Annotated in this window: 26 protein-coding genes, 1 pseudogene and 1 other annotated feature; of the genes and pseudogenes, 7 read left to right on the top strand and 20 right to left on the bottom strand. The window is 36.1% G+C overall.

Features of this window, described 5'->3' with window-relative positions; genetic code table 11:
* Window positions 1–114: 114 nt before the first annotated feature.
* A pseudogene (locus tag MKX31_RS00645) lies at window positions 115–402 on the top strand (hypothetical protein).
* A 60-nt stretch (window positions 403–462) separates the two neighbouring features.
* On the opposite strand, the gene MKX31_RS00640 reads toward MKX31_RS00645, so the two are convergent.
* The gene (locus MKX31_RS00640; protein WP_064477243.1) at window positions 463–1,143 is read right to left on the bottom strand and encodes a lysoplasmalogenase; all 681 of its coding nucleotides are present in this window, start codon (window positions 1,141–1,143) and stop codon (window positions 463–465) included.
* A gap of 122 nt (window positions 1,144–1,265) precedes the next feature.
* Window positions 1,266–2,216, bottom strand: coding sequence for a DMT family transporter (locus tag MKX31_RS00635; protein WP_064477242.1), 951 nt, complete (start codon window positions 2,214–2,216; stop codon window positions 1,266–1,268).
* 269 nt (window positions 2,217–2,485) lie between these two features.
* Between MKX31_RS00635 and MKX31_RS00630 the strand changes: the two genes are divergently transcribed.
* On the top strand, window positions 2,486–4,411 hold the full coding sequence (locus MKX31_RS00630; RefSeq protein WP_088046939.1) for a heavy metal translocating P-type ATPase: 1,926 nt from the start codon (window positions 2,486–2,488) through the stop codon (window positions 4,409–4,411).
* A gap of 184 nt (window positions 4,412–4,595) precedes the next feature.
* Here the strand turns inward: MKX31_RS00630 and MKX31_RS00625 are convergent, their stop codons facing one another.
* Genes MKX31_RS00625 through MKX31_RS00615 form a run of 3 tightly spaced genes read right to left on the bottom strand, consistent with a single transcriptional unit; the run spans window position 4,596 to window position 6,505 of the window.
* On the bottom strand, window positions 4,596–5,465 hold the full coding sequence (locus MKX31_RS00625; protein WP_001226522.1) for a YihY/virulence factor BrkB family protein: 870 nt from the start codon (window positions 5,463–5,465) through the stop codon (window positions 4,596–4,598).
* Window positions 5,466–5,471: 6 nt separating this feature from the next.
* On the bottom strand, window positions 5,472–5,987 hold the full coding sequence (locus MKX31_RS00620; protein ID WP_016133535.1) for a DUF4075 domain-containing protein: 516 nt from the start codon (window positions 5,985–5,987) through the stop codon (window positions 5,472–5,474).
* A 53-nt stretch (window positions 5,988–6,040) separates the two neighbouring features.
* The gene (locus MKX31_RS00615) at window positions 6,041–6,505 is read right to left on the bottom strand and encodes a low molecular weight protein-tyrosine-phosphatase (protein WP_000250910.1); all 465 of its coding nucleotides are present in this window, start codon (window positions 6,503–6,505) and stop codon (window positions 6,041–6,043) included.
* 174 nt (window positions 6,506–6,679) lie between these two features.
* Here MKX31_RS00615 and MKX31_RS00610 point away from each other — a divergent pair, with 174 nt between their 5' ends.
* Both MKX31_RS00610 and MKX31_RS00605 read left to right on the top strand, forming a co-directional pair.
* Window positions 6,680–6,904, top strand: a complete 225-nt coding sequence (locus MKX31_RS00610; protein ID WP_000366197.1) for a DUF1128 domain-containing protein — start codon at window positions 6,680–6,682, stop codon at window positions 6,902–6,904.
* 192 nt (window positions 6,905–7,096) lie between these two features.
* Entirely contained in the window at window positions 7,097–9,763 is a 2,667-nt protein-coding gene (locus MKX31_RS00605; RefSeq protein ID WP_340979713.1) for a cation-translocating P-type ATPase, read from the top strand.
* Window positions 9,764–9,845: 82 nt separating this feature from the next.
* Here the strand turns inward: MKX31_RS00605 and MKX31_RS00600 are convergent, their stop codons facing one another.
* From MKX31_RS00600 to MKX31_RS00570, 7 genes are all read right to left on the bottom strand, one after another.
* Window positions 9,846–10,928 carry a toxic anion resistance protein gene (locus MKX31_RS00600; RefSeq protein WP_001064414.1) on the bottom strand — a complete coding sequence of 361 codons (1,083 nt, stop codon included), beginning with the start codon at window positions 10,926–10,928 and terminating at the stop codon, window positions 9,846–9,848.
* A gap of 18 nt (window positions 10,929–10,946) precedes the next feature.
* On the bottom strand, window positions 10,947–12,578 hold the full coding sequence (locus MKX31_RS00595; RefSeq protein ID WP_064477239.1) for a YceG family protein: 1,632 nt from the start codon (window positions 12,576–12,578) through the stop codon (window positions 10,947–10,949).
* A gap of 111 nt (window positions 12,579–12,689) precedes the next feature.
* Complete coding sequence (locus MKX31_RS00590) at window positions 12,690–13,481, bottom strand: TerC family protein (protein WP_064477238.1); 792 nt, start codon at window positions 13,479–13,481, stop codon at window positions 12,690–12,692.
* A gap of 73 nt (window positions 13,482–13,554) precedes the next feature.
* Window positions 13,555–14,133, bottom strand: a complete 579-nt coding sequence (locus MKX31_RS00585) for a TerD family protein (protein ID WP_048559725.1) — start codon at window positions 14,131–14,133, stop codon at window positions 13,555–13,557.
* Between the two features lie 82 nt (window positions 14,134–14,215).
* Window positions 14,216–14,800 carry a TerD family protein gene (locus MKX31_RS00580; protein ID WP_000146727.1) on the bottom strand — a complete coding sequence of 195 codons (585 nt, stop codon included), beginning with the start codon at window positions 14,798–14,800 and terminating at the stop codon, window positions 14,216–14,218.
* 23 nt (window positions 14,801–14,823) lie between these two features.
* Entirely contained in the window at window positions 14,824–15,420 is a 597-nt protein-coding gene (locus MKX31_RS00575) for a TerD family protein (protein ID WP_064477237.1), read from the bottom strand.
* A 137-nt stretch (window positions 15,421–15,557) separates the two neighbouring features.
* Window positions 15,558–16,427 (bottom strand): ROK family protein, encoded by an 870-nt coding sequence (locus tag MKX31_RS00570; RefSeq protein WP_064477236.1) that lies wholly within the window; start codon window positions 16,425–16,427, stop codon window positions 15,558–15,560.
* 307 nt (window positions 16,428–16,734) lie between these two features.
* Here MKX31_RS00570 and MKX31_RS00565 point away from each other — a divergent pair, with 307 nt between their 5' ends.
* Window positions 16,735–17,742 carry an LPXTG cell wall anchor domain-containing protein gene (locus tag MKX31_RS00565; protein WP_340979711.1) on the top strand — a complete coding sequence of 336 codons (1,008 nt, stop codon included), beginning with the start codon at window positions 16,735–16,737 and terminating at the stop codon, window positions 17,740–17,742.
* Window positions 17,743–17,856: 114 nt separating this feature from the next.
* Here MKX31_RS00565 and proS read toward each other — a convergent pair whose 3' ends face one another.
* Together proS and MKX31_RS00555 are read right to left on the bottom strand one after the other, a co-directional pair.
* Window positions 17,857–19,287, bottom strand: coding sequence for a proline--tRNA ligase (gene proS, locus MKX31_RS00560; protein ID WP_064477234.1), 1,431 nt, complete (start codon window positions 19,285–19,287; stop codon window positions 17,857–17,859).
* Between the two features lie 46 nt (window positions 19,288–19,333).
* Window positions 19,334–19,540: a binding site (T-box leader), on the bottom strand.
* A 93-nt stretch (window positions 19,541–19,633) separates the two neighbouring features.
* Window positions 19,634–19,927, bottom strand: coding sequence for a YesK-like family protein (locus MKX31_RS00555; RefSeq protein WP_064477233.1), 294 nt, complete (start codon window positions 19,925–19,927; stop codon window positions 19,634–19,636).
* A 154-nt stretch (window positions 19,928–20,081) separates the two neighbouring features.
* Between MKX31_RS00555 and MKX31_RS00550 the strand changes: the two genes are divergently transcribed.
* Window positions 20,082–21,395 (top strand): alkaline phosphatase family protein, encoded by a 1,314-nt coding sequence (locus MKX31_RS00550; protein WP_088046935.1) that lies wholly within the window; start codon window positions 20,082–20,084, stop codon window positions 21,393–21,395.
* 108 nt (window positions 21,396–21,503) lie between these two features.
* Window positions 21,504–22,787, top strand: coding sequence for an MFS transporter (locus MKX31_RS00545; RefSeq protein WP_000738835.1), 1,284 nt, complete (start codon window positions 21,504–21,506; stop codon window positions 22,785–22,787).
* A gap of 44 nt (window positions 22,788–22,831) precedes the next feature.
* Here MKX31_RS00545 and MKX31_RS00540 read toward each other — a convergent pair whose 3' ends face one another.
* The 6 genes from MKX31_RS00540 to MKX31_RS00515 all read right to left on the bottom strand — a co-directional run bounded on the left by MKX31_RS00540 (window position 22,832) and on the right by MKX31_RS00515 (window position 25,906).
* Window positions 22,832–23,104 carry a hypothetical protein gene (locus tag MKX31_RS00540; protein ID WP_088046934.1) on the bottom strand — a complete coding sequence of 91 codons (273 nt, stop codon included), beginning with the start codon at window positions 23,102–23,104 and terminating at the stop codon, window positions 22,832–22,834.
* Window positions 23,105–23,116: 12 nt separating this feature from the next.
* A complete protein-coding gene (locus MKX31_RS00535) occupies window positions 23,117–23,368 on the bottom strand; it encodes a helix-turn-helix transcriptional regulator (RefSeq protein WP_002070345.1) in 252 nt (83 codons plus the stop codon).
* A gap of 71 nt (window positions 23,369–23,439) precedes the next feature.
* Window positions 23,440–24,657: an MFS transporter gene (locus tag MKX31_RS00530; protein WP_088046933.1), complete on the bottom strand. Its 1,218-nt coding sequence runs from the start codon at window positions 24,655–24,657 to the stop codon at window positions 23,440–23,442.
* Window positions 24,658–24,721: 64 nt separating this feature from the next.
* Window positions 24,722–25,303: a TetR/AcrR family transcriptional regulator gene (locus MKX31_RS00525; RefSeq protein ID WP_088046932.1), complete on the bottom strand. Its 582-nt coding sequence runs from the start codon at window positions 25,301–25,303 to the stop codon at window positions 24,722–24,724.
* An 80-nt stretch (window positions 25,304–25,383) separates the two neighbouring features.
* Window positions 25,384–25,527: a hypothetical protein gene (locus MKX31_RS00520; protein ID WP_000817976.1), complete on the bottom strand. Its 144-nt coding sequence runs from the start codon at window positions 25,525–25,527 to the stop codon at window positions 25,384–25,386.
* Between the two features lie 127 nt (window positions 25,528–25,654).
* Window positions 25,655–25,906, bottom strand: a complete 252-nt coding sequence (locus MKX31_RS00515) for a hypothetical protein (RefSeq protein ID WP_064477228.1) — start codon at window positions 25,904–25,906, stop codon at window positions 25,655–25,657.
* Window positions 25,907–25,912 lie beyond the last annotated feature (6 nt).

The raw sequence follows: 25,912 nt of genomic DNA, 5'->3' as shown, positions 1-25,912 counted from the left end.
AAAATCGTAATATTAAAAACTTTTAAATAATAATATTCAAAAATATATTATCTAAATATAATATATCTTACACTTATTATTTTATATTTATATTTACTTAAGAGGACTTTTTCTATGAAAGTTATGCTTAAAAATGAAAATACCGGCCAAATTAAACAAGCAAAAATTGGTTTTAGTTGGACTGTATTTTTCTTTGGTTTCTTCCCTGCTATATTCCATGGAGATTGGAAATGATTTTTAATTATTTTAATCGCTAGCATGTTTACGTTCGGATTCTCTAACCTAGTCTTCTGCTTTATTTACAACAAGCTTTACATCAATGATTTATTAGCTCAAGGTTATAAAGCAGCTGATAAATATAGCCTTTCTGCTCTACAACAAAAAAACATCGTAGCATCGTAGCATAGTAACAAAAAAAGATACTCTCAAAATAGTCTATCCACTATTTTTGAGAGTATCTTTTTATATTCCCACATATACAATACACATTTGAGCCGCTACATATGTAAACCAAATCCAAAGTGGTTCATACTTTAATTTGCGCCCTCCAATATCTGTCACGCCTATAACAAAATCAGAAATCACAAATAGTAAACCACCAAAAGCCGGTATCCACCATATTCCTGTATTCTCATAGTATAGGGCGAATGCAAAGCAAGCCATTCCTCCAACCCACAATCCGTAAATTAGAGCTCCTATCGTAAACAATTTATCTTGTTTATCATTTCGTATAAAAAAGAACCATCCTATAATTAGAAAGAGTCCGTATACGAGTAAACCAATCCAAAAACCATTCCATGAGATGCCTGTTTGCAAAAATGCTTTTACATAAAAACAATGCGCAAGCGCGAAAGTAATCATCCCTCCAATTAATCGATGACCAATTGGAATCAAACCTGCCATAAATAAATCTCCTACAGTTGATAACGTCATACCTAGTGCAACCCACGTACTATACGCTACTGATGGATCTTGTAACCATATCCAAATTGCACTTGCTGTTAAAGAAAAGCTAAGAATAAGACGTACTGCTAAAGGTAACGGCATATTATTTCTTGTCTTTTTTGTCTGTCCTATTGCATACATTGCACCAATTAAAAAAAGAATGATTTGCCCAATTAACACCATGTAAAGTAGATTCATAACATGTTCTCCTCAATAAATGCTTTTTGTATCTTTTTTCGTTACACCTAGTCTATTATCCTTTTTCTATATAAAAAAAGAAGAACAGTACTGTTCTTCCATTGTAATCGTTTTCCTGTTATCTATGCTACTTGTTTTGCGTTCGCCCTTTTCTGCTTAGCTGTCGTCCGATTCACCACGATAATTCCCGCGGCTACACATGCCAAACCGAATAATACAAATGAATGAATTGCTTCTCCTAAAATCATGCTCGATAATAACACACCAAATACAGGTATAAAGAACATGTACATTGATACTTTTCCAACCTTGTTATACTTCATAATTGTATTCCAAATGCAAAAGCCTGCTGCGGATAAGAAAGATAAATAGATAAGCATAAATATTGCATGTACACTAAATGTAAATGGCATTACTCCAACTTGCAGAGCTCCTATACATAATAGCCCGATAGAACCAAAAATCATTTGGTATGCTGTCATATAACCAACATCTAATGTTTTGCTACCTTCTTTCGCCAATATGTTTCCATATGAATACAACATTGCTGCACTAAGAAGTAATAAGCTACCAATTCCGAAATGGAATGACAAACTACCATCACTCGGTACATTTACTAAAATGACACCACAAAAGCCGATAGAGACCCCAATTATTTTTCTCATATTGAGCGCATCATCTTTATATAAAAAGTGCGCAAGTAAAATTTGAAAGAATGATGATGTTCCTGAAATGATAGCTCCTTCAATGCCAGAACTATAACTCATTCCAATATAAAAACATATATATTGAAGAAATGTTTGAAATAAACCAATTTGTACTAACTGCTTCCCCGTTCCTTTTTTGAAGCTCATATCTTTTCCTAACACTTTAAAGAATAATAAGAGCATGACTCCAGATAAAAAGAAACGATAACCAGCAAATAATATTTGCTCCCCAACTTCTTGTGGCTGAATTCCAAGTTCAGCGTAACTTAATTTAATAAATGGGAATGCGCTCCCCCACAAAAAAGTCGCTACTATTGCAGCAATTAGTACGCCAATCGGATGGGTAAAAAATTTCTCTGTCTTCACTTGTTGTCTTCCTTTCCGATCTTTTTATGAACAATATTCATATATACCAAAGGAAGTGTGAAAACACAAGTTTTCAGTTTATACGCAAACAAAACATATCATCTAACGAAAAAATATGCTATACTATAGAATAATTACAATATAATAACTATTAAAATCAGGTTCAACAGAAATGCTGCTATCCATTATGGATGGCAGCTTTCGTCGTTTTATAGGGGTTTCGATTTTGATTCTTTTTCTCAATAAGAATTTGGAAGGAGCGAGTAGTAATGAACTCAGAAGTAAAAACATTACAAGTACAAAAATCTATTTCTCATCCCTCTTTATGGGATACATTAAAGAAACATCATGAACTTATATTTGCAATCGCATCTGGTATTTTCATTTTAGCTGGTTGGTTATTCACAAAGAACGATGCAATGAATGTAGGCATTACTTGCTATATCCTTGCTTATATAGTTGGTGGATATGCAAAAGCGAAAGAAGGTATTGAAGATACCATTGAAGAGAAAGAGCTAAATGTCGAAATGCTCATGCTCTTTGCTGCTATCGGTGCTGCAATCATTGGCTACTGGGCAGAAGGTGCAATTTTAATCTTTATCTTCGCACTAAGCGGTGCGATGGAATCTTATACATTGAGTAAAAGTCAAAAAGAAATTTCAGCGCTTCTTGATTTACAACCTGAAGAAGCATTACGTATTTCAAATGGAATCGAAGAACGTGTTCCTGTTGGACGATTACAAATTAAAGACATTATTTTAATTAAGCCAGGTGAGCGCGTTCCTGCTGACGGTACGATTCATAACGGTGAAACAAATATCGATGAAGCAGCAATTACTGGAGAACCTATTCCAAATGAAAAAAAACATGGCGATGAAGTATTTGCCGGTACTGTAAATTTACGCGGTGCTATCGAAGTTAAAATTACGAAGCCGAGCGATCAAACATTATTCCAAAAGATTATCCGTCTCGTCCAAAGTGCACAAAGTGAAAAATCACCATCACAACTATTCATCGAAAAATTCGAAGGAACATACGTAAAAGGTGTACTACTCGTTGTTGCGCTTATGATGTTCGTTCCCCATTTTTTACTGGACTGGAGCTGGAATGAAACGTTTTATCGCGCTATGATCTTACTTGTAGTCGCATCTCCTTGTGCACTCGTTGCTGCCATTACACCAGCAACGTTATCTGCAATTTCTAACGGAGCAAGAAATGGAATTCTCTTTAAAGGTGGCATACATTTAGAACGCCTCGCTTCAGTAAAAGCGATCGCCTTTGATAAAACAGGAACATTAACAGAAGGAAAACCTACCGTAACAGATGTATATGTTCGAGAAAGTATGACAGAAAAAGAAGTACTTTCTATTACAGCATCAATTGAAAGTCACTCTACACACCCTTTAGCTGAATCTATCGTTAAATATGCACAACATGCGTATGACATTGCATTAACAAAACCAGAAAATGTTGAAGATGTAACTGGTTTTGGACTCAAAGGAATATTTGAAAACAAAGCTTATAAAATAGGTAAAGCTGATTTTATCGGTGAAGAAACAAAGACATTTCATAATGGTATTTCTGCCTCCCTTGAAAAAGAAGGTAAAACTGTCGTTTATATTAGTGATGAGAAAGGCATTCTTGGACTTATCGCTTTAAAAGATACGCTTCGCCAAGAAACAATAGCTGCTATTCGTGAATTACAAAGCATTGGTGTCGAAGCAATTATGATTACTGGAGATAATGAAGAAACGGCAAAAGCAATTGCCTCTGAAAGTAATATAAAGGAATATTACGCATCATGCTTACCAGAAACAAAAGTTGAAACGATTAAAAAGCTAAAAGAAAAATATGGGACAGTAGCAATGGTCGGAGATGGTATAAATGATGCTCCTGCACTCGCTACTGCCAGCATTGGTGTAGCAATGGGTGAAGGAACAGACGTAGCTTTAGAGACTGCAGACGTTGTACTTATGAAGAACGAATTATCTCGCCTTTCCCAAGCAATCCGTTTATCAAAACGAATGAACCGTATTGTAAAACAAAACGTAATCTTTTCACTAGCTGTAATTGCAATGCTGATTTGTTCAAACTTCTTACAATTTTTAGCTCTTCCATTCGGTGTTATTGGGCATGAAGGAAGTACGATTCTTGTCATTTTAAATGGCTTACGATTATTAAAAGGAAACAAATAAAAACGGGCCCCTCATAGAGGACCCGTTTTTTTAATGGTAGCTATTATGCCCGTTCGCACTACTACTCGTTTTATGCTTTGGATGCGAACTGCTCTTTTGTTTATTGTTATTTTTGTTGTTGTGGTTCTTTTTATTATTACTCATGAAATATCCCCCCTGTTCCCTATTATTATGGAACAAGAGGTCATTTTTCATTACGGGAATTATTGTCACCCGTCCTATAATGATGGAGTAAACCATTAATTTCACCGCCAAGTAAAATTACCCATCCAGTTAAGTAAAACCATAACATTAAAATAATGATACCACCGAGACCACCATATGTATTGGCGTAATTCGCAAACTTATCTACATAATAAGCAAATGAGTACGATACCACAATCCATCCTACAGTAGCAAATGTTGCTCCTGAAATGACTTCTCTTCTTTTTAACTTTCGATCTGGTGCAAATGTATATAAGAAACTAAACAAGGCGAATAGTACGAAGAAACTCGCTACTAAGCGTGTAATGCTCCATACGAAAGAGAAACTATCTGATAAACCGAGTGCTTTAAACACGGCTGCTCCAATAACTTGTCCGAATACCGGGACAATTAAAGCAAAGACAATCATAAAAATGATAGCTAATGTAAACACAATTGATAACGCTCTTGTTGTAATAAAAGAACGTGTTTCTTTCACGTCATAGGCGCGGTTAAAAGCATTCATAACCGCATTAACACCATTTGAGGCAAACCATAACATGGATAATAAACCAAATGATAATAAACCACCATTTTGCTGATTTACAACTTTATCTACATTTACCTCAATTAAGTTCATTGCATCATCTGGTACATAAACCTCTAATAAACTAAGCACATCCTCTGTTTGAATGGGAATAAATCCAAGAAGCGTAATTAAGAAAACGAGCCCAGGAAAAATTGCAAGCAAGAAGAAATAAGCGAGCTGTGCTGCCAAGCCCGCTACATCATCGCGCATCGTTCGGTCATATAAGTCTTTACCAAACGAATAAGTACGATGTCTCCTCACCTTTTCTAAAATTTTTCTCATATATGTTTAAACGCTTTTCTTCTCTTCTTTATCTTGCTTCAACTCAATGTACGCTTCAGTTTTTTTTTCCTCTACATTTGAGTCTTTCATAAATAGTTCACGCGCTTCTTTCATACCGCCATCTTCAGCAACTACTGGCTCTTCTTCTGCTTTCAGCTCATCTACCTTTGAAGATACAGCTTGAATTTCAATCGTTTCTGGCTTCTCTGCTGGCTCAACCTTTTTCTTACTAAAAATTTCTTTCGTTTCTTTTAACGTCTCTACAACAGACGGCGTCAATTTTTTAATTTCTGCTACTTTCGCTTTTACTACATTGAAGTCAGCGAGTTCGCGTCCTTTATCTGTAACAGTTTGCACTTTTTCTTTTATCTTCGCATTTTCACCGATTTCAATCATCTTTGTTTTTGCTTTTTCCGCAGTATTTTTTACTTTTTCACGGTTTTCCTTCTTCAACATAGATACAGCTACACCTGCAGCTACACCAATCGCAATGTTTCGAGCAATATTATTTTTCTTTGCCATATTCCTTCACCCTTTCATTTCTTATATTAGAAAGTATTTCTTTCTAAGCTTCCTCATATTCCTTGTTCATTTCGAATGAAAGCTAATAGCTTTGCACACCCTTCTGTTACAAGGTCATATACTTCTTGGAAATTCCCTGTATAGTAAGGGTCGGGAACGTCTGTCCAGCCACCGTCTGGAACAAAATCGGACAGTCTACCAATATAGCCTCCAGTTTTACCTAAACTTTTTAAATCTGCTATATTCTTGTTGTCCATGGCAATAATATAATCAAACTTTGTTAAGTCTTCTTTTTCTACTTGCCTTGCTTTAATTCCTTCAAAAGTGACTGCATTTTCTTTTAAAATTTTTTGTGTTCCTTTATGTGGCGGATGGCCAACATGCCAATCTCCAGTTCCTGCAGAATCAATGACAATTTTCTCCTCGAGTCCCTCTTTTACGACAAGATCTCGAAAAATCGCTTCTGCCATCGGTGAACGGCAAATGTTCCCAAGACAAACAAACAATACTTGAACCATATATTTGTTTCTTCCCTTCTTGGTGCATTTCTTAATATATACTTATAGTATAAACAACCAATTATTAATTATAAAGGAAATCCCTACTAATTTAATAGGATTGAAAAGATTCATTAACGAAAATGATAAAAAATGTTAAGATATCCTTATGTTATTTTAAAGGGGGACACTTCGGTGGATTTATCCGTAAAGTCAGAAGAAAACGTTGAATATATGGTCGAAGCTATTAAAGAAAAATTACGTATGGTTAATGCTGGAGCGATGAGAGCTGCTAGCTTTAATGAAGAAATGTACGAAGACTTACGTGACATTTATGAGCATGTTATGAAACGTGAAACATTCAGCATCAGTGAAATGCAAGCTATTACAGAAGAATTAGGTACATTAATTAAAAAGTAAAAAAAGCCTCGTTATATGAGGCTTCTTTTTATTTCCAACAAATTCATGACAACTCTTCTCTTCCCTTCAACTAACTGTAAAATATTGTACAATAGAAGTAGAACCTCACCTTAGATTTTTTCTCCATACATACTACTCACAAATAATAGCAACACTACCATTGCTAACTGTTTTTACTGGAGGTGCTTACTTATGAGCAATTGGTACAGTAAGACGAAAGATCAAACATTAATCGACCTAGAAACAAACGAACAACACGGTTTAACAGATGAAATTGTAAGTGAACGTTTAAAGCAATACGGCTCCAATGAATTAGCTACAAAACAAAAACGCACGTTATGGCAGCGTATTTTCGCCCAAATTAATGACGTCCTCGTATATGTCCTTATTATTGCTGCCCTTATTTCTGCCTTTGTAGGTGAATGGGCTGATGCAAGTATTATCGCGCTCGTTGTAGTTTTAAACGCTGTTATCGGTGTCGTCCAAGAATCAAAAGCAGAACAAGCTTTAGAGGCATTGAAAAAGATGGCGACACCTAAAGCTATCGTCAAGCGAAATGGTGAACTAAAAGAAATCCCATCTGAACAAGTCGTTCCAGGTGATATTGTCATGCTGGATGCAGGACGTTATATCCCATGTGATTTACGGCTTATCGAAACCGCAAATTTGAAAGTTGAAGAATCTGCTCTAACTGGTGAATCTGTCCCTGTTGATAAAGATGCAATCTACCATCCTTCTATGCAAAGTGATGAGCAAGTACCACTGGGTGATCAAAAAAACATGGCCTTTATGTCAACGCTAGTAACATACGGACGCGGAGTCGGTATCGCTGTTGAAACTGGAATGAACTCACAAATTGGTAAGATCGCTACCCTCTTACATGAAGCAGACGATGATATGACACCACTTCAAAAGAGCTTAGCACAAGTCGGAAAGTATTTAGGCTTTGTCGCTGTATCTATTTGCGTCATTATGTTTATCATCGGTTTTTTACAGGGACGAGATACGTTAGAAATGTTTATGACTGCTATTAGTTTAGCCGTTGCAGCTATTCCAGAAGGCTTGCCAGCTATCGTTTCCATCGTTCTTGCAATTGGTGTGCAGCGAATGATTAAACAAAATGTTATCATTCGTAAACTACCAGCTGTTGAAGCTCTCGGTTCTGTCACAATTATTTGTTCAGATAAAACAGGTACGTTAACGCAAAATAAAATGACCGTTACTCACTTTTATAGTGATAACACATACGACCACTTAGAAAACTTAAATGTAAATAATGATGTACAACGTCTATTGTTAGAAAATATGGTGCTATGCAACGATGCTTCTTACGGTTCCGACTCACAAACAGGGGACCCTACAGAAATCGCCCTTCTTGTTGCCGGAAACACTTTTAATATGCAAAAAGATCATTTAGAAAAGATACATGAACGCGTTAACGAACTGCCTTTCGATTCGGATCGTAAAATGATGTCAACCGTTCATACATACGATGAAAGCTACTGTAGCATGACGAAAGGTGCCATTGATAAACTCTTACCTCGATGTACCCACATATTTAAAAACGGTAAGATCGAGGTTCTAACAGATGCTGATAAAAATCAAATATTAGAAACTGCCGGGTCAATGTCTCAAGAGGCTTTAAGAGTACTTTCATTCGCATTTAAACAATACAATTCAAACGATGTGGATATAGATCATCTTGAAGAAAACCTCATCTTTATTGGTCTTGTCGGTATGATCGATCCACCGCGAACTGAAGTAAAAGATTCCATTACAGAATGTAAAAAAGCAGGTATTCGCACAGTTATGATTACTGGTGATCATAAAGATACCGCCTTTGCAATTGCCAAAGAACTTGGTATTGCCAAAGAAATATCTGAAATTATGATTGGAACTGAATTAGATAACATTCCAGATACAGAACTAGCAAATAAAATTAATCACTTAAATGTATTCGCCAGAGTCTCTCCAGAGCATAAAGTAAAAATCGTAAAAGCATTACGTGCAAAAGGAAATATCGTTTCTATGACTGGTGATGGTGTCAATGATGCTCCATCTTTAAAGCAGGCTGATGTTGGCGTAGCGATGGGCATTACAGGAACAGACGTTGCAAAAGGAGCAGCGGATGTAGTGTTAACAGATGATAATTTCTCATCTATCGTGAAAGCTGTTGAGGAAGGTAGAAATATTTATCGTAACATAAAAAAATCAATTCTCTTCTTACTCTCTTGTAACTTTGGAGAAATTATCGCTTTATTTTTAGCGATTTTACTCGGCTGGGCAACACCACTACGCCCTATTCACATTTTGTGGGTCAATTTGATTACAGATACACTACCTGCATTATCACTTGGGGTTGATCCTGAAGATCCAGATGTGATGAAAGAAAAACCACGACATGCGAAAGAAAGCTTATTTAGTGGTAGCGTTCCTTTTCTTATTTTCAACGGGGCTGTCATTGGACTTTTAACGCTAACAGCCTTTATCATCGGGGCAAAACTCTATACCGGAGATACAAATTTATTTCCTCTTTTCCCAGAGAAAATTGATGAAGATGCTCTATTACACGCTCAAACAATGGCATTTGTCGTTCTTAGTTTTTCTCAGCTCGTTCATTCATTTAACTTGCGTTCAAGAACGAAATCCATTTTTTCAATTGGGATTTTTACAAATAAATATTTAGTCTTCTCCCTTCTTATCGGTGTTCTTATGCAAGTTTGTATTATCTCCATCCCACCTCTTGCAAATATATTCGGTGTACATGCATTAACGATGCGAGATTGGGGATTTGTTCTCTTATTAAGTATTATTCCACTTGTTGTGAATGAGATCATTAAATTAGTAAAGAGAAACTAAAAGGCAATGAGGATTATTCCTCATTGCCTTTTCACCTATTTCACTATTTGTGGGAGATGTCCCCGCCGATTAAAGTTTCACTTTATCCTTGTAATTCTTTTTTTATGTTCTCTGTTAACGTAGCCATACGCTTGCGGCTTTCCTCACGCTCACGTTTATTTTGCTCTTCAATTTGTTGTGTTTCTTGCATACCTCTTGAAATAATGTTCCAAGTTTCCTCAAGTGTTTCCATCTTAATACTAGAAGAACCTGATAATCTCGCTACTTCCACACTTTGCGTTGCGATATTTTGTGCATTCTTCTTAAGTAATTCATTTGTGCGGCGATCAAGTTCAGCCATAGAATCTGCAACAAGCTTTTGACGTTTCGCATTTACCGCTTGAATAATACCATTTTTAAAGATAGGAATCGTTGTAATAAATGCTGTATTGATTTTACCAATTAATTTATTATTACCACGTTGAACCATACGAATTTGTGGTGCTGTAAGTAGCGCAACCATACGTGCTTTTTCTAAATCATCAATACGCTGCTCTAAAATTTCAACAGAGTTTTTCAGTGATTCTAATTCAATACCTGCTAATTGGTCATTGTTACGCACACGTTCTTCGTACATTGGAACCAACTCTGTATTTAAACGCTCTAATAACATTTCCCCTGCTACTACATACTTTTCTAAGTCTAAATAATATTTTAAATTTTGCTCATATAAACCATCTAACGTACCGATTGATTTTTTCATTTCATCTTGATACTTTGTAATTTCTACGTATACTTTATCCATTTCGCGACCCATTGTTTGGTACTTACTAAAGATTTGTTCAATCATTTTATCAGCTTTTTTGAACATACGTGAGAAGAAACCGCTTTTCTCTTCCGCAAAGTCTTTGCTATCGAATCTATCCATAATTTTACCAAGCTGTTTTAATAATTCTCCAGAGTCTTCTATTTTTGATAAAGACATTGTATGTAAAATTTGATCAGCGAAACGTGAAATTTCCATAGATGGTTCTTTTCCAAGTTCAATTAATTCTAATTGATCTTTAATATCTACCGAATTATAAATACGTTGCACATCTGCATCTTGTCTAAGTTGTAAGCGAACATCTTGTGCTGTTTGCTCATTTAATTCTGTTTTCGAATCTAGTACGACTGGGTTATTCATATGGTATTCTCCCTTTCCTTATAAAAATGGACGAAATAGTCCTTTTATTGTTTGTGATAAATTTTTATAGGCTGATGAACTATGAAACTCAAGATCGAAATTAACTTCTTCAAGCCAATGCGAATCAAATGCTGCTGCATCAATATACGGTTCAATATCATTTCGTCCCGTTGGATTGAAGTGGAATACATCTACTCCTATTTGATTTAAAAATAGTAATAAAACAGCATCCGAACGGCTTAATTCTCCGCTCTTCTCATTATTAAATATAACAATTTTAGGTACTTCTTGCGAGTAATCAAATTTCTCAAGTTGCTCTAAAATGTTCGGTGGTATTTGAGAAAGCTGTGCGAAAACATACAGTGCTACATCTTGTTTCGTCTCTTTCGCAATGGGTTTACACATTTCACTTTCGCACGTATGGATGATCGCCTCTGCAATACCATGTTGCAATCCTTCTGGCAAACGTTTATGTGGCCACCAATGACTGTTCATAATTAAATCAGGGTGTAATTTCCCCCCGCGGTCTAACGCATCTCGGTAATGATATTGGAAATTCGCTTTTTGTTCTTTCGTAAACGGGAATGTATTAATTAATAAACTGTTATCAAACGATGTAACAGCCTTTAATCGCTGAAAATATTCTTTATCATTTTTTGAGACACCTGATATTTTCGCAAATAAAGAAGGGATATAAATGTGTTTATTTTCAACAAAGAATGTTGGACGCACAAATGCCTTTTCTTTCGTAATTAAAAAGAGTTCATCATACGTTGTTTTGAGCGTACGAGCTACAGGCGTATAGGAACGAAATTGCCATGGCTTGTACAGCAGTGAGTTATCGTGGTGAAGTACTTGTTCAATTTCTTTTGAAGCCTGATACGCTACTGTCGCAACTCGCTCACGGCGGCGATCTGGAAATGGTTCAAGAGAAATCCGACTTGGATAAGACACAACAAAACTTCTTCCTTCCTCATCAACATTCTCAAATCCATCTTTTCCTTCTGGGTGATAATAAAGTACATCGCAACCGAGCATAATAAGAAAGTATAAGAAATATATACGGCTTTCCTGTGCATCACCGTACCAAATGATGCGTGGCATTTGTTTCTTATAATTAATCGTAGAGAACCACTTCGCTACGTAATTGTCACTTAACTTAATCATATCGATTAAGAAACGACGGAATCCTTCTGTTTTTAATGATTGGTTATGTTGTTTTTCATACAATTTCAATACAGAAATAAACGTCGTATGTATATAATGCTGTAAGTCAGGATTGTCTACTTGTGGTAATAGTTGTTTTCCAGACAGATGGGCGACAAGCCTATTTACTGTAAGGCCATTCGGTGCTTCTTGATGTAATGTAAAAACCTCTTGGATATGGCGCAGTTTTTCGGGATCAATCACCTTATTTAAATTTTGTTCATGCAAAACCACAATCCCTTTTACTTCACTATAATCAAATAGCTCATTGAAATATTCATCTACATCATTAGGAACACCAAGAATACGAGTTGCTATATAACTAAACTTCATCTCATTCTCTGTCAGTTCATATTGTGGGCGTTTTTCTAAAAGCGCTTCAAATTGCTTTAAATCTGATTCGTCTTTTAATGCACATGGTTGAAGTGTAAAACGTGAAAACACAACAGTTCACCTCCAAAAACATTTACTTTTTTTTATAAAGTCTCTCTTCTATTATAAACTATTTTTAGTTATAAAAAATGGGCGCTCGCATAACGAGCAAACCCATTTCAATTATTTATGATTATTTTTAGTAGCTGCAACTTCTTCTTTAGCTTGTCCAGAATTCTTCATGTAGTGAAGTATAAACGTTGCTCCAAATGCTACAACTAAAATAATAAAGAATAGCGTATGGCTTACTTCAATATGAATAACAGACAATAACATTTTTGCTGCAATAATTAAGATTAAAATATATGCTGTCGTTTCAAGTTCTGGAATACGCTCTAACAATTTTAAGAATACGCCAGCGATACCGCGCATCATTAAAATACCAAGCATTCCGCCTAATAATAGAATCCAAACTTGATTTGATACACCAAATGCAGCAAGTACGCTATCTACAGAGAACGCGATATCCATTAATTCCACCATCGCAACTGTTCCCCAAAAGACACCAAACATTCTGAAGAGAATACTGTTTTGGTTCATACCATGAGCTTCCTCTTCTTCTGCGTTACCTTTTCTTTTATCAATGAAGTATTTAACCGAAAGCCAAGCTAAGTAAAGTGCACCTAACACTTTTACCCACGCTAATTTAATTAAGAACATTCCAATTCCAATCGCAATAAAACGGAATACATAAGCTCCAATAAGTCCATAGAATAATGCTTTTTTACGCTTTTCTTCCGGAAGGTGTTTTACCATTACCGCTAATACAAGTGCGTTATCAGCAGATAACAACCCTTCAAGTACAACAAGTGTACCTATTAATCCCCAAGATACTGGATCTTGCAACACTCTAATCCACATGTCCAAGTCGAAAAACTGAGCATACGTATCAAGGATTCCTTGCAAAATACTCATCTTACCTTTATCCCCTATTCTTTGCTAGATTTATAGAAAGGTCAAAAAAAGGAAACGAATATCGTTTCCCTTCTTATGCATCCAAGCCATACGCTCTTACAAGCGCACCTAATCCACCTTGGAAACCGCTTCCTACTGCATTAAACTTCCACTGTCCATTATGACGGTATAATTCACAAAAGACAACTGCTGTTTCGATGGAGAAATCTTCCCCTAAATCAAAACGAAGAACTTCTTCATTCGTTTCTTCATTTGCTAAACGAACGAATGCGTTTCCAACTTGTCCAAAGTTTTGATTACGGCCTTCTCCATCATAAATTGTAACTGTAATAGCAATTCTGTGCACATCTGCCGGAACTTTCTTCAAGTCTACAACAAGTTGTTCATCATCGCCTTCACCTTCACCTGTGCGGTTATCTCCTGTATGTAGAACAGATTCACAAGGAGACTGTAAATTATTATAGAAAATAAAATCAGTTTCCTTCGTACATTTTCCATTCGCATCTAATAGGAATGCTGATGCATCTAAATCGAAATCTGATCCACCGTCATAGGATTTAATATCCCATCCAAGACCAATTACTGCTTTTGTTAAGCCAGGGCTTGTCTTACCTAAATCAATCTTCTGTCCTTTTTGCAATTGAATAACCATTTACATTCACCTCTATATTTTATATCTTAAAAAATATACCCATCAGTAAACATATGTTTCACCGATGGATATATAAAATCTATTACTCTACATCTAAACCGAAATTATTACATAGAGACGCTAATCCGCCCTGGAACCCACTTCCGATTGCATTGAACTTCCAGTCACCTGCATGACGGTATAATTCCCCTACTACAACAGCTGTTTCAATAGAGAAATCTTCTCCTAAATCGTAACGAATTAACTCTGCATTCTTTTCTTCATCTAAAATACGTACGAAAGAGTTAGAAACTTGTCCGAAGTTTTGGCTACGACCTTCTCCATCGTAAATTGTGATTGAGAAACAAATACGCTCGATATGTGCAGGTACATTTTTTAAATCTACTTTAATCGATTCGTCATCGCCTTCACCTTCGCCAGTTCGGTTATCTCCTAAATGCTCGACAGCACCATTCGCACCTTTTGGATTATTATAGAAGACGAAATCCTCTGCACCTGAAACTTTACCGTTAGCACCTACTAAGAAAATACTAACATCTAAATCGAAATCGTTTTGTCCGTCATAACGATTCGTATCCCAACCAAGTCCTACAAGAACTTTTGAAAGACCTGGATTTGTTTTTGTTAAGTCTACCTTTTGTCCTTTTTTCAATGAAATTGATGCCATATTCAATTCCTCCTCGGTTTATTTTATTGATAACGTGATACAATCTCACTTAAGTTTTTATCTTGTGTGCCTTCTCCAACAGCTGAAAACTTCCATTCACTTCCGTGGCGATACATTTCACCTGCAATTAGAGTCGTTTTGCCAGCATAATTATCCGATAAATTATAGCGTGCTAATTCTTCACCAGTTTGCGGGTTTTGAATACGAATATATGCATTACGAATCATCCCGAAATCTTGACGACGATTTACACAGTCATAAATATTTACAACGAATACTAAACGATTAATACGGCTCGGAACTTTATGTAATTCTACGAAAATTGTTTCGTCGTCACCAGCGCCTTCACCTGTTAAATTATCTCCTGAATGAATAATACTACCACAAGTAGAAAGTTTGTTTCCGAAGTAAACTAAATCGTTTTTGTTTAAAAAGCGATCCCCTTCTAACATAACAACAGATGCATCACAATCTACACTTGGTTTACTTCCAAATAATGAAGACAGAAACCCACCTGATTGTCCAATTGGATCCCAGCCTAAGCCAACCTGTAGTTTTGCTACTTTTGGTTGTCCTTTCGTTAAATCGATCTTTTGACCTTTTTCTAAAATAATAGGCATGAAGTTTCTTCCTTTCTACAAAGCATTTTCCAAATCGGAAAATATTGTATTCTTCCCTTATATTGTAGCATTATTTACCTAGTGATAAAAAGGATAAATTCTCAGTTATATGAAAACATTCATATAACTTATTTATGCTAATGTAAGAAGTGGTAAATAGCACCAACCATTCCTGCACAATTTCCGTTTTGTGCAAGTTCAATCTCACAATTATTATAAATCTCTTTATTTAAATATTTTTCTACTTCTCTTTTTACTTCTTTTAAGAACTGATTTCCCCTACCAGTAATTCCTCCACCTATAACAATCATTTCTGGATTAAAAATATAAGCAAGGTTACTAATTCCAATCGCTAAATGTTTAAAGAAAACCTCAACTGCTTGCGTAACTTCTCTATCTCCTTTATCATACAGTTCGAAAATCGTTTTTCCATTCCAATCACTTTCACCTTTATATTTTCGCACAAGACGAATTAACCCTGAAATGGAAGCGACCTCTTCAAACTGCTTTCCTTCTATTAACATATTTCCCCATTCACCAGCACTAAAAGAATGTCCTCTGTATAACTCTCCATCTATAAATATCGCTCCTCCAATACCAGTTCCAAGAGTAAGCATAATAAAATTTCTTTTTCCGTTTCCAATACCTTTCCACTTCTCACCCAAAGCTGCACAATTCACATCATTTTCAACGGATACAGGAACTTGTAATCCCCCTTGCAATCTATCAATAATAGGAATAGTCGCGTAGTTCGGAATATGCTCCGCCCCTCCCGTTACAACCCCTTTATGAATATTAACAATTCCCGCAGTACTAATGCCAATTCCCGAAATCGTATGTTCATTCATTAATTTTCGGGATAGAAGAATAAGTTTTTGAATGATTTGTTCCCCACCCAAATGAATTTCTGTTGGAACTGTTTTATGCTTTAGTACTGTCCCTGTTTCTGAAACAATTCCATATTTAATTTGTGTACCACCAATATCAAATGCAATATATTCTTTCATCTGCTGTCACTTCCTCTACTGTAATGAGTGTAAAATTCTCACTGCTCCACTATTTATAAAGTGAAACTTTAATCAGTGGGGTTTTGTTCATCCCCCACCTAAATTCTTTGCTTTCGCTGAATTTTCAGGTGGGGATCTTACTACCCGTCAAATAGCGGGATAAAGAGTTTACATTAACTCTTTTCTCTCTTCAAAAACACACCACCTTTTTCTATATATAGTTTTTTTTGCATAAAACTCTTTTTCCTAAGAAATATTACAAAGGGATGTATTTTAGATGGAATATTAATTTCTTAGGAGGAAAACAATGACGAAAATCTTCATTTTAGCATCAACACTCTCTTTATCTTTTTTTAGCGGTTTAAATATCGGTAATGCAGCAACGGAAAACTTCTCTCCAGCAGCAAACACAATTGTACAAAATAACGATCATTTAGCAGAAGGCAACTCAAAAGATAATAATAAGCCACCAGGAAACAGTGGTTCTCAGGACGATAGTGGTTCTGGTGGCAATGGTTCCGGTGGTAACGGTTCTGATGGCAGTGGTTCTGGTGGTAATGGTTCCGGTGGTAATGGTTCTGGTGGCAACGGTTCTGGTGGCAATGGCTCCGGCGGTAACGGTTCTGGTGGTAACGGTTCTGGTGGCAACGGTTCTGATGGCAATGGTTCCGGTGGTAACGGTTCTGGTGGCAACGGTTCTGGCGGTAACGGTTCTGATGGCAACGGTTCTGGTGGCAATGGTTCCGGTGGCAATGGTTCCGGTGGCAATGGTTCTGGTGGCAATGGTTCTGGTGGCAATGGTTCCGGTGGTAACGGTTCTGGTGGCAATGGTTCCGGTGGTAACGGTTCTGGCGGCAATGGTTCTGGTGGTAACGGTTCTGATGGCAACGGTTCTGGCGGCAATGGCTCCGGCGGTAGCGGTTCTGATGGCAGTGGCTCTGGTGGCAACGGTTCTGGCGGCAGTGGCTCTGGTGGCAGTGGTTCTGGTGGCAATGGCTCCGGCGGCAACGGTTCTGGTGGCAGCGGTTCTGGTGGTAACGGTTCTGGCGGCAACGGTTCTCAAGGTGGTAACCGTGTTAAAGGCGATAGCAGTTCTCAAGGTGGGAATGGCTCACAAGGCGGCAACCGCGTTAAAAGCGATAGCAGTTCTCAAGGTGGCAACGGATCCCAAGGTGGGAATGTAAAAGATAATGTGAAAAAAGAAGGCGATAAGTTACCTAATACGGCAACGCATTATCCTGCATCTATTTTAATGGGACTTTCAACATTCCTAATCGGTATGTTACTATTTATTCGCCGTAAAAACGCAAAATAAAAACACATCCTTCCATCTAAAACATACATGAAACAAATTGCAAAACTAAAAAGGACTTTGGATTGCATTTTATTATGCAGCCCAAAATCCTTTTTATCATCTATCAAAAAAGCATTAATACGCTTTTCCCCAATACACCATTTGTTTAGCTTCTTTACCACAATAAATACATTGGTCAGCTAAATGCTCTTGCTCAAAAGGCATACAGCGAGAAGATACTCCAACTTCTTCTTTTAGCTTCTCTTCACAAGCTAATTCTCCGCACCACATTGCCTTAATAAATCCTTGCTTTTCATCAGCTACTTTTTTCATCTCTTCGAAATTCGTCGCACTATACGTATTCTCATCGCGGAATACTTTTGCCTTATTAAATAAAGAATTATGAATTTCCTCAAGTAGTGCTGGAATACGTTTTTCCAATTGATCCATTGATATAAATTCTTTTTCTTTCGTATCTCTTCTAACAAGTACAACTTGATTCTTTTCAATATCTTTAGGACCAACTTCTAATCGAATTGGAATGCCCTTCATTTCATACTCATTAAATTTCCAGCCTGGTGTTTTATTACTAGCATCTATTTTTACTCGTGCAACCTTTTGAATATGTTCTTGTAACTCTGTTGCTTTCGCTAAAACTCCTTCTTTATGCTGAGCAATCGGCACAATAACAACTTGTACTGGTGCGACTTTAGGAGGCATTACAAGACCATTATTATCGCTATGAACCATAATAAGTCCACCTATCATTCTTGTTGATACACCCCAAGATGTTTGGTGTACATATTGCCACTTACCGTTGCGATCTAAAAATTTAATATCAAATGCTTCAGAGAAATTCGTTCCAAAGTTATGGGATGTTCCTGTTTGAAGTGCTTTCCCATCATGCATTAAACTTTCGATCGTATAAGTTGCCTTTGCTCCTGCAAACTTTTCTTTTTCTGTTTTTTGCCCTTTAATTACTGGTATTGCTAAGTAATCTTCACAGAAAGAAGCATATAGATTTAAAATATGTAACGTTTCAGCTTGCGATTCTTCTGCTGTTTCATGAATTGTATGACCCTCTTGCCATAAGAATTCCGTTGTACGAAGGAATGGTCTCGTTGTTTTCTCCCAACGAACTACTGAACACCACTGATTATATAACTTTGGCAAATCATTATAGGATTGCACAATTTTTGAAAAATGCTCACAAAATAAAGTTTCAGATGTAGGGCGTACACAAAGTCTCTCCGCTAACTTTTCATCCCCACCATGTGTCACCCATGCTACTTCAGGAGCAAATCCTTCTACATGATCCTTCTCTTTTTGCAATAAACTTTCTGGAATAAACATTGGCATATACACATTTTCATGACCAGTTGCTTTTAACTTCTCATCCATAACTTTCTGCATATTTTCCCATAAGGCATAACCGTACGGGCGTAGAATCATACATCCTTTTACACTTGAATAATCAACAAGTTCTGCTTTTTTTACAATATCTGTGTACCACTGTGCAAAGTCCTCTTCCATCTTCGTAATCGCTTGTACTTGTTCTTTTGCCATAGTCAGTCTTCCTCCTTTTGAAAATACAAAAAAGCCCGTGTCCCTAAATAGGGACCGAGCTTTGCCGGCGTTACCACCCTGATTCATGCACAAAAATTGCGCATGCTCTCTTTTGGATAACGGGAAATTCCCGCTGCATATGCAGAACGCAAAGGTAGGTTCCATATCGCCTTTTTAAGAATCTTTCAGCCTGACGGATTCTCTCTCTGCTAAAAAGATTGAACATGTACTAGTCCTTTTTCATCGTTATAACGAAATAAATTTGTTGATTATCATAATATAAATTCTTTTTTAAAACAATAGCTAATTTTCTCATCTTTATATATTCTTTTCATTTTCTGCAGTTTTATACGTAGCTTTTTCGCGAGATTTTTACAAGTTGATGTGCAATCATACCGATAAGTGTACCAAGTAGAACGAAGAAACCAATAAATCCATATCCCATTCCTTCCCATCCACCAATCACCATCATTGTAACGGGAAAAGATGCTAAACACAGAAGTATTAAACTAAGTGCAAATATAATATCGAACTGTTTGTTTGGAAACCGTTTCTTTAGTAAATACGAAATAGCAAATACAAGGATAATCGTAATTCCGCCAATGATGTAAAAGATACTAAATCCATCTAGCCACTCCATAGTATTCCCTCCTTCCATTCATTCCCTTATACTTAATTATATGTTTAATTTTTCTGAAAATAAATAATAAATTTTTACCTAGAAATATATTTTTATTACTAGGTATTAATAGTAATATATAAGAATAGGTTTTATATAATCAGGAGGGAACTTTATGGATAAAGCATTAACAAATCACGTCATTATTTTATCTTTCGATTGCTTATCAGCTTTAGATTTTCCTATATTACAAAAGCTTCCTAATTTCCAAACATTAATAAATAAGGGCGCGATGGCGAGAAAAGTGGAACCTATTTATCCTTCTGTAACATATCCAAGTCACTCAACAATCGTTACTGGAAACTACCCTAATAAACATGGTGTAGTTAGCAATACGTTACTTCAACCTGGACGCGAGTCACCAGATTGGCATTGGTACCGAAAATCCATTAAAGGAACAACGTTATACGATGAAGCACGTAAAGCAAATTTAACGACAGCTGCCCTTCTATGGCCTGTTACCGGCAGAGCAAATATTGATTACAATTTACCAGAAATCTTTCCAAATAGACCGTGGCAAAATCAAATCTTAGTTTCATTATTTAGCGGTAGCCCGCTATATCAATTAGATTTAAATCAGCGCTTCGGCCATATACGAAATGGGCTGTCACAACCTGAACTCGATGATTTCGTACTTGCTTCTGCTGTGTATACAATCCAGACGAAGAAGCCTAATGTCATGTTTGTACATTTCACCGATTTAGACACTCAAAGACACTATCACGGCTTTGAATCTAACGAAACAATAGCTGCTATCTATAGACATGATGAACGGCTAGGAAAAATTATTCAAGCTTTAAAAGACAGTGACCTATACGAAGAAAGTACAATTATCGCTCTCGGTGATCATAGCGCCTTAAGTGAAAACAAAGCCATTCAATTAAATGTACTATTTCATCAAAAAGGGCTTATATCTATAAATTCAAAAGGAAAATTAGTAGACTGGAAGGTCTATTGCCAAAGTTGCGACGGCTCTGCCTATGTATATGTGAAGGACAAAAATGATACGGATACAATTCAAAAAGTACAACTACTACTTGAAGAGTTACTTCAAAATAAACAAAATGGTATTGAATTTATGCTTCATGATGAAGCTGCAAAAGACTGCGGTGCAGATGGTAATTGTTTATTTATGTTGGAAGCACAAGAAGGATATTATTTCACTGAAAACTATACAGGCGATTTTATAAAAGAAATTACTGAAAAAGATGTTACGCCTAGTAAAAAATATACATTTGGTACGCATGGATACTCTCCAACAAAACCTAACTATGAAACAATTTTTATCGCTGCTGGGAAAGGGATAAAAAGCGGCGTTACCATTCCGTATATGAGACTTATTGATGAAGGTCCAACTATCGCTAGACTACTCGGTTTACACTTAGGTGAAACAGACGGATCAATTGTAGAGGATTTACTTCAATTGTAAAGAACTGTGTATATATGTAAAAGTTATGTAAAAATCATCACTGTTTCTCTTTTTATAATTTTTATTTTTGTACACTGTTAGTAGAACTAATTTAAGGGGGAACATTATATGAAAAAAATGTCCAGACAAGAAAAAAGCTGGATATTATACGATTGGGCGAATTCGGTATATTCGCTCGTCATTACCACTGCATTATTTCCAATTTACTTTAAAGCAGCTGCAAAAGAAGCCGGACTATCTGGTGCAACTTCAACGGCATATTGGGGATATGCGAACTCTTTCGCTACACTTTTAATTTCTATACTTGCTCCTATTCTCGGCACAGTTGCTGATTATAAAGGATTTAAAAAACGATTTTTCACATTCTTCTTTGGACTCGGTATCGTATTTACAAGTATGCTAGCAGTCGTCCCAACATCTCAGTGGTACTTATTACTAGGCTGCTATATGCTCGCATTAGTCGGTTTTGCGGGAGCAAACATTTTTTATGATGCATTTTTAGTAGATGTTACCTCTAAAGATAGAATGGACCGAATTTCTACAAGGGGCTTTGCATTAGGTTATATTGGGAGCACAATTCCTTTTATCGGTTGTATCGCTCTTATTATTCTTGCTCAAAAAGGAACTATCCCTTTATCAGTCGGCATTGCTAGTCAAATTTCGTTCGCAATAACAGCTCTTTGGTGGGGATTATTTACAATTCCAATGTTAAAAAATGTAGAGCAAACACATTACATTGAACGTCATCCAAGACCAATTGCAATGAGCTTCAAACGCCTTGCTGATACTTTTAAAAATATTAAAGAATATAAAACTGTATTTATGTTCCTAATCGCTTACTTCTTCTACATTGACGGGGTCGATACAATTATTACTATGTCTACCGCTTACGGAACAGATCTCGGTATTAGTGCAACGAATCTATTAATCATCTTATTTGTCACACAAATTGTAGCTTGTCCATTCGCCTTATTATACGGAAAGTTATCAGAAACATTTACAGGTAAAAAAATGCTATACGTCGGCATTATTATTTATATCATTATCTGCATATATGCTTATTTCTTAAAAACGACACTCGATTTCTGGATTTTAGCAATGTTAGTTGCCACTTCTCAAGGTGGTATTCAAGCACTTAGTCGTTCCTATTTTGCAAAACTGGTACCAAAAGAATCTGCAAATGAATTCTTCGGATTTTATAATATCTTTGGTAAATTCGCGGCAATTATGGGGCCAGTATTAGTCGGTGTTACAACGCAATTAACAGGAAAAACCAACGCTGGTGTCCTTAGTATTATTGTACTGTTCGTTATCGGTGGATTCTTACTAACTAGGGTTCCCGAAAATGATACATCGGTTACACCACCTAGTCCAAAAACTAAAACGCTATAAAAAAAAGATCCTCTTCTCATGAGAAGAGGATCTTTTCTTTAGTTTTAGCGATAACGTCTTACAATTAAAAATTCTACAGCCGGCTTTACAACTACCGCAGCGCATAACGCAAATAAAAGAGGTATGTTATGAAAATCAATCCATTTATTAAAACCTACCGATGCCAAACTTTTAAACATATAATGTAATGCGATGCTACAAATAAATAGTGCATACCAGTTTACTTGAAGTTCAGTTAACCAATAATAAAGTGCAAACACTAACGTACTTATAGCTACTAATGCCGTAACTACAAGACTTATTTTCTCTTTCCCCAACAACTACTCCCCCTACAGCTTGTACAAAAATAGTTTATCAACAGTTGTTCCTAATACTTCAGCTAAACGGAATGCTAACGCTAAGCTTGGATCATATTTATTATTCTCAATTGCATTTATCGTCTGTCTAGAAACTTTACACTTATCAGCCAATGCACCTTGTGAAATATTGTTTTCAGTGCGTAATTCATAGATTTGATTTTTCACACCATTTCTCCTAACCTGTAAAATCGTTTTTACATCATCAGTATATAGTTGGGGCATATCATTGTCAAAAGATTGCCGCAAGAAAAGGGAGCAATTCTGCTCCCTTACAATAGCTATTTCGAAACTAATCAATTCGTCATTTCCTCTCGATTCACAATATCTTCTTTCTTTATTTGCATACGTAAAACCGGACCTATTGCTAACAAAATAAGTGACATTGCTATACAAAATACAGTAACTAGTGAGGTCATCTCCTTCAATCCTCCAGCTAGTGAAGTTCCGATTAACATTGCCCCCATAAACAGTGGTAAAATTGTTCCATTTACTCTTCCAATCATATTTTCTGGTACAAGTTGAATCATAAGCGTACCGACGACTATATTAACACAAGCTAAACAAATACCTGTTCCAAACCTCATGAAACTAGTAATCCAAAATGATGTAGATAGCCCTTCTACTAAAAATGACATTGCTAATATGCTCATACCGAATACAAACATCTTTTTCGGGTTCACTTTTGAAGCGAAAACTGCAGCAACAATACCACCGATTAACATACCGATTCCATCAGCTGCGGCTAAATATTGAACTGCTTCCTTTTTCATTCCAAGGCGCTCTATTACAAGAAATACCTCTAATGGATTCGTTAGTCCAACAGCTAAGCCCATAACGGTGAAAGTAATCGTAATCATACGTAAATTTTTCGTATGAAGAACGTATTTCCATCCTTCTTTTATATCATTTTTTAATGAACCTCTCGCCACTTGCTCTTGTTCCACCCATTTTGGTAAAAATGAAAGGGCTATAGCAGATAACAAAAATAAAATGATTAAGCTATATAGTGACGTAAATAAACCAAGTTGTGTATATACAAGCGATCCTACCACTGGTCCAAAAATCATAAATAATGACTGTAATGTTTGATTAAATGCAATCGCATTTGCTACCTGTTCTTCTTTTACATAGCGTTTAAATATACGCGAAGATGATGGCTGAGAAAACTGACCTACAATCGCGGAAATGAGTGTTGCAAAAAATATAGCCTGCCAATAATCCAGCTTTAACAACAAGACAATTCCTACAATAGACAGTACACTTAATACATCTCCAGCAACCATCGTTCTTTTCGGATTCCAGCGATCAGCTAGCGCCCCACCGATAAACGAGAAAATAAAAATAGGTGCATATTCCATAACCGATAACAAAGAAACTGAAACTGGATCATTATTCGTTCGCTCCATTATGAAATATAAAAGAGCCATATTTCTAATCCAAATTGCAAATTGTTGTAAAATATCAGATGCCATAACGAGCATAAATGCTCGGTTTTTAAATAAAGCGTTCATTTTCATTCCTCTTTCATAAACCGACCGTTCGGTCTATTTTTTTGTAAGAAAAGCAACTGACCTATTATTCAGCTGCCATTCCTTTTAACAATACATCTATTGCCTTTTTATAAATACGTTTCAGCTCTTTATAATCTAACTCGTAGTAAAGTACTCCAAGCCCCGATAATAATCCATTCACAATATACATAAGATCACGCGTATCATCTTCTCGAAACTCTCCAGACTGTATACCTGCTTCAACTAATTCCTCAACCGTAACATATGATTCTCTAGTTAAAGCTAACAGTTCATCCAGAATTTCTTTACTTACAACTTGGCTCATAGAGAATTCCTCTATTGCATTTGAAATGGGTTGCTGTATGTCCTCTACATAATATTCCGCGAGACCATATAGTTTTTCAGTACTCGTACTATACAACTTCTCTTTTTCATTCCATTTTTCAAGCCAATCATACGTATGCTGTTTTACTACAAATAAAAATAATTCTTCTTTACTTTTAAAGTGATAATAAATGCTTCCTTTACTTCGCTCTGTAATTTCACAAATCTCTTCCATAGATGTAGCTGCATAACCCTTCTGTGAAAACAGACTTTCTGCTTTATAAGCAATTTCTTTCTTTATCTCTTCTGTACTTCTTCTCATATTTACACCTCTTCAAACCGACCGTTCAGTCTAATAATAACAAATAAAAAACCTCTATCGCAAGAGGCTATATTCCTTATTTAAGAAAACGTACTTTCAAACCACGTTCGAATCATATGTATTATTCCAATTTTAAATCCTAATTTAACAAGAAATACGCCTCCCGCAGCTAATAAAAATAACATTACTTTCCCCTTATTTTTCACTTTCGGTTCCCTTTTCATTTCTATTCCCCTTATTACATTAAAAATATTAATCAAACGTTTGTTTAACTGTTTTTATGCATATGTAAGCCAACTAATCAAACGTTTGTTTAAAAAGAAATACGCCCCCCTATAGGGCGTATTCTCATCAATCACCGCCGCCTCCACCACCGCAGCTACCTCCACTATCTCCACCAAAAGAACCTCCGCAATCATGTGAACCTCCATCGTGCGAGCCATCATTATCCGATCCAGCAAAGAAAAATAATGGTGATGAGCTGTTGGATGAATTATGAATGTTATTTTGTTTTGTAAGATTTACCTTCTTTTTGTTTGATCGAACTGCTGTTACGATCGTTCCAACTACAACAAATAATAATATGACAATAATAAATTCCATATAAAA

Origin of the sequence: Bacillus sp. FSL M8-0063 (assembly GCF_038005545.1) — a bacterium.
In the GTDB taxonomy this organism is placed as follows: domain Bacteria; phylum Bacillota; class Bacilli; order Bacillales; family Bacillaceae_G; genus Bacillus_A; species Bacillus_A wiedmannii.
The sequence above is the reverse complement of the archived record's forward strand: the minus strand, read 5'-3'. Positions and strand labels throughout refer to the sequence as shown.

What these genes read in the sequence shown, in the direction of transcription:
- MKX31_RS00640 (WP_064477243.1), bottom strand. Translation starts at nt 1,143, where the DNA reads ATGAATCTACTTTACATGGTGTTAATTGGGCAAATCATTCTTTTTTTA.
- MKX31_RS00630 (WP_088046939.1), top strand. Translation starts at nt 2,486, where the DNA reads ATGAACTCAGAAGTAAAAACATTACAAGTACAAAAATCTATTTCTCAT.
- MKX31_RS00625 (WP_001226522.1), bottom strand. Translation starts at nt 5,465, where the DNA reads ATGAGAAAAATTTTAGAAAAGGTGAGGAGACATCGTACTTATTCGTTT.
- MKX31_RS00620 (WP_016133535.1), bottom strand. Translation starts at nt 5,987, where the DNA reads ATGGCAAAGAAAAATAATATTGCTCGAAACATTGCGATTGGTGTAGCT.
- MKX31_RS00615 (WP_000250910.1), bottom strand. Translation starts at nt 6,505, where the DNA reads ATGGTTCAAGTATTGTTTGTTTGTCTTGGGAACATTTGCCGTTCACCG.
- MKX31_RS00605 (WP_340979713.1), top strand. Translation starts at nt 7,097, where the DNA reads ATGAGCAATTGGTACAGTAAGACGAAAGATCAAACATTAATCGACCTA.
- MKX31_RS00600 (WP_001064414.1), bottom strand. Translation starts at nt 10,928, where the DNA reads ATGAATAACCCAGTCGTACTAGATTCGAAAACAGAATTAAATGAGCAA.
- MKX31_RS00590 (WP_064477238.1), bottom strand. Translation starts at nt 13,481, where the DNA reads ATGAGTATTTTGCAAGGAATCCTTGATACGTATGCTCAGTTTTTCGAC.
- MKX31_RS00585 (WP_048559725.1), bottom strand. Translation starts at nt 14,133, where the DNA reads ATGGTTATTCAATTGCAAAAAGGACAGAAGATTGATTTAGGTAAGACA.
- MKX31_RS00580 (WP_000146727.1), bottom strand. Translation starts at nt 14,800, where the DNA reads ATGGCATCAATTTCATTGAAAAAAGGACAAAAGGTAGACTTAACAAAA.
- MKX31_RS00575 (WP_064477237.1), bottom strand. Translation starts at nt 15,420, where the DNA reads ATGCCTATTATTTTAGAAAAAGGTCAAAAGATCGATTTAACGAAAGGA.
- MKX31_RS00570 (WP_064477236.1), bottom strand. Translation starts at nt 16,427, where the DNA reads ATGAAAGAATATATTGCATTTGATATTGGTGGTACACAAATTAAATAT.
- MKX31_RS00565 (WP_340979711.1), top strand. Translation starts at nt 16,735, where the DNA reads ATGACGAAAATCTTCATTTTAGCATCAACACTCTCTTTATCTTTTTTT.
- proS (WP_064477234.1), bottom strand. Translation starts at nt 19,287, where the DNA reads ATGGCAAAAGAACAAGTACAAGCGATTACGAAGATGGAAGAGGACTTT.
- MKX31_RS00555 (WP_064477233.1), bottom strand. Translation starts at nt 19,927, where the DNA reads ATGGAGTGGCTAGATGGATTTAGTATCTTTTACATCATTGGCGGAATT.
- MKX31_RS00550 (WP_088046935.1), top strand. Translation starts at nt 20,082, where the DNA reads ATGGATAAAGCATTAACAAATCACGTCATTATTTTATCTTTCGATTGC.
- MKX31_RS00545 (WP_000738835.1), top strand. Translation starts at nt 21,504, where the DNA reads ATGAAAAAAATGTCCAGACAAGAAAAAAGCTGGATATTATACGATTGG.
- MKX31_RS00535 (WP_002070345.1), bottom strand. Translation starts at nt 23,368, where the DNA reads ATGCCCCAACTATATACTGATGATGTAAAAACGATTTTACAGGTTAGG.
- MKX31_RS00530 (WP_088046933.1), bottom strand. Translation starts at nt 24,657, where the DNA reads ATGAACGCTTTATTTAAAAACCGAGCATTTATGCTCGTTATGGCATCT.
- MKX31_RS00525 (WP_088046932.1), bottom strand. Translation starts at nt 25,303, where the DNA reads ATGAGAAGAAGTACAGAAGAGATAAAGAAAGAAATTGCTTATAAAGCA.
- MKX31_RS00520 (WP_000817976.1), bottom strand. Translation starts at nt 25,527, where the DNA reads ATGAAAAGGGAACCGAAAGTGAAAAATAAGGGGAAAGTAATGTTATTT.
- MKX31_RS00515 (WP_064477228.1), bottom strand. Translation starts at nt 25,906, where the DNA reads ATGGAATTTATTATTGTCATATTATTATTTGTTGTAGTTGGAACGATC.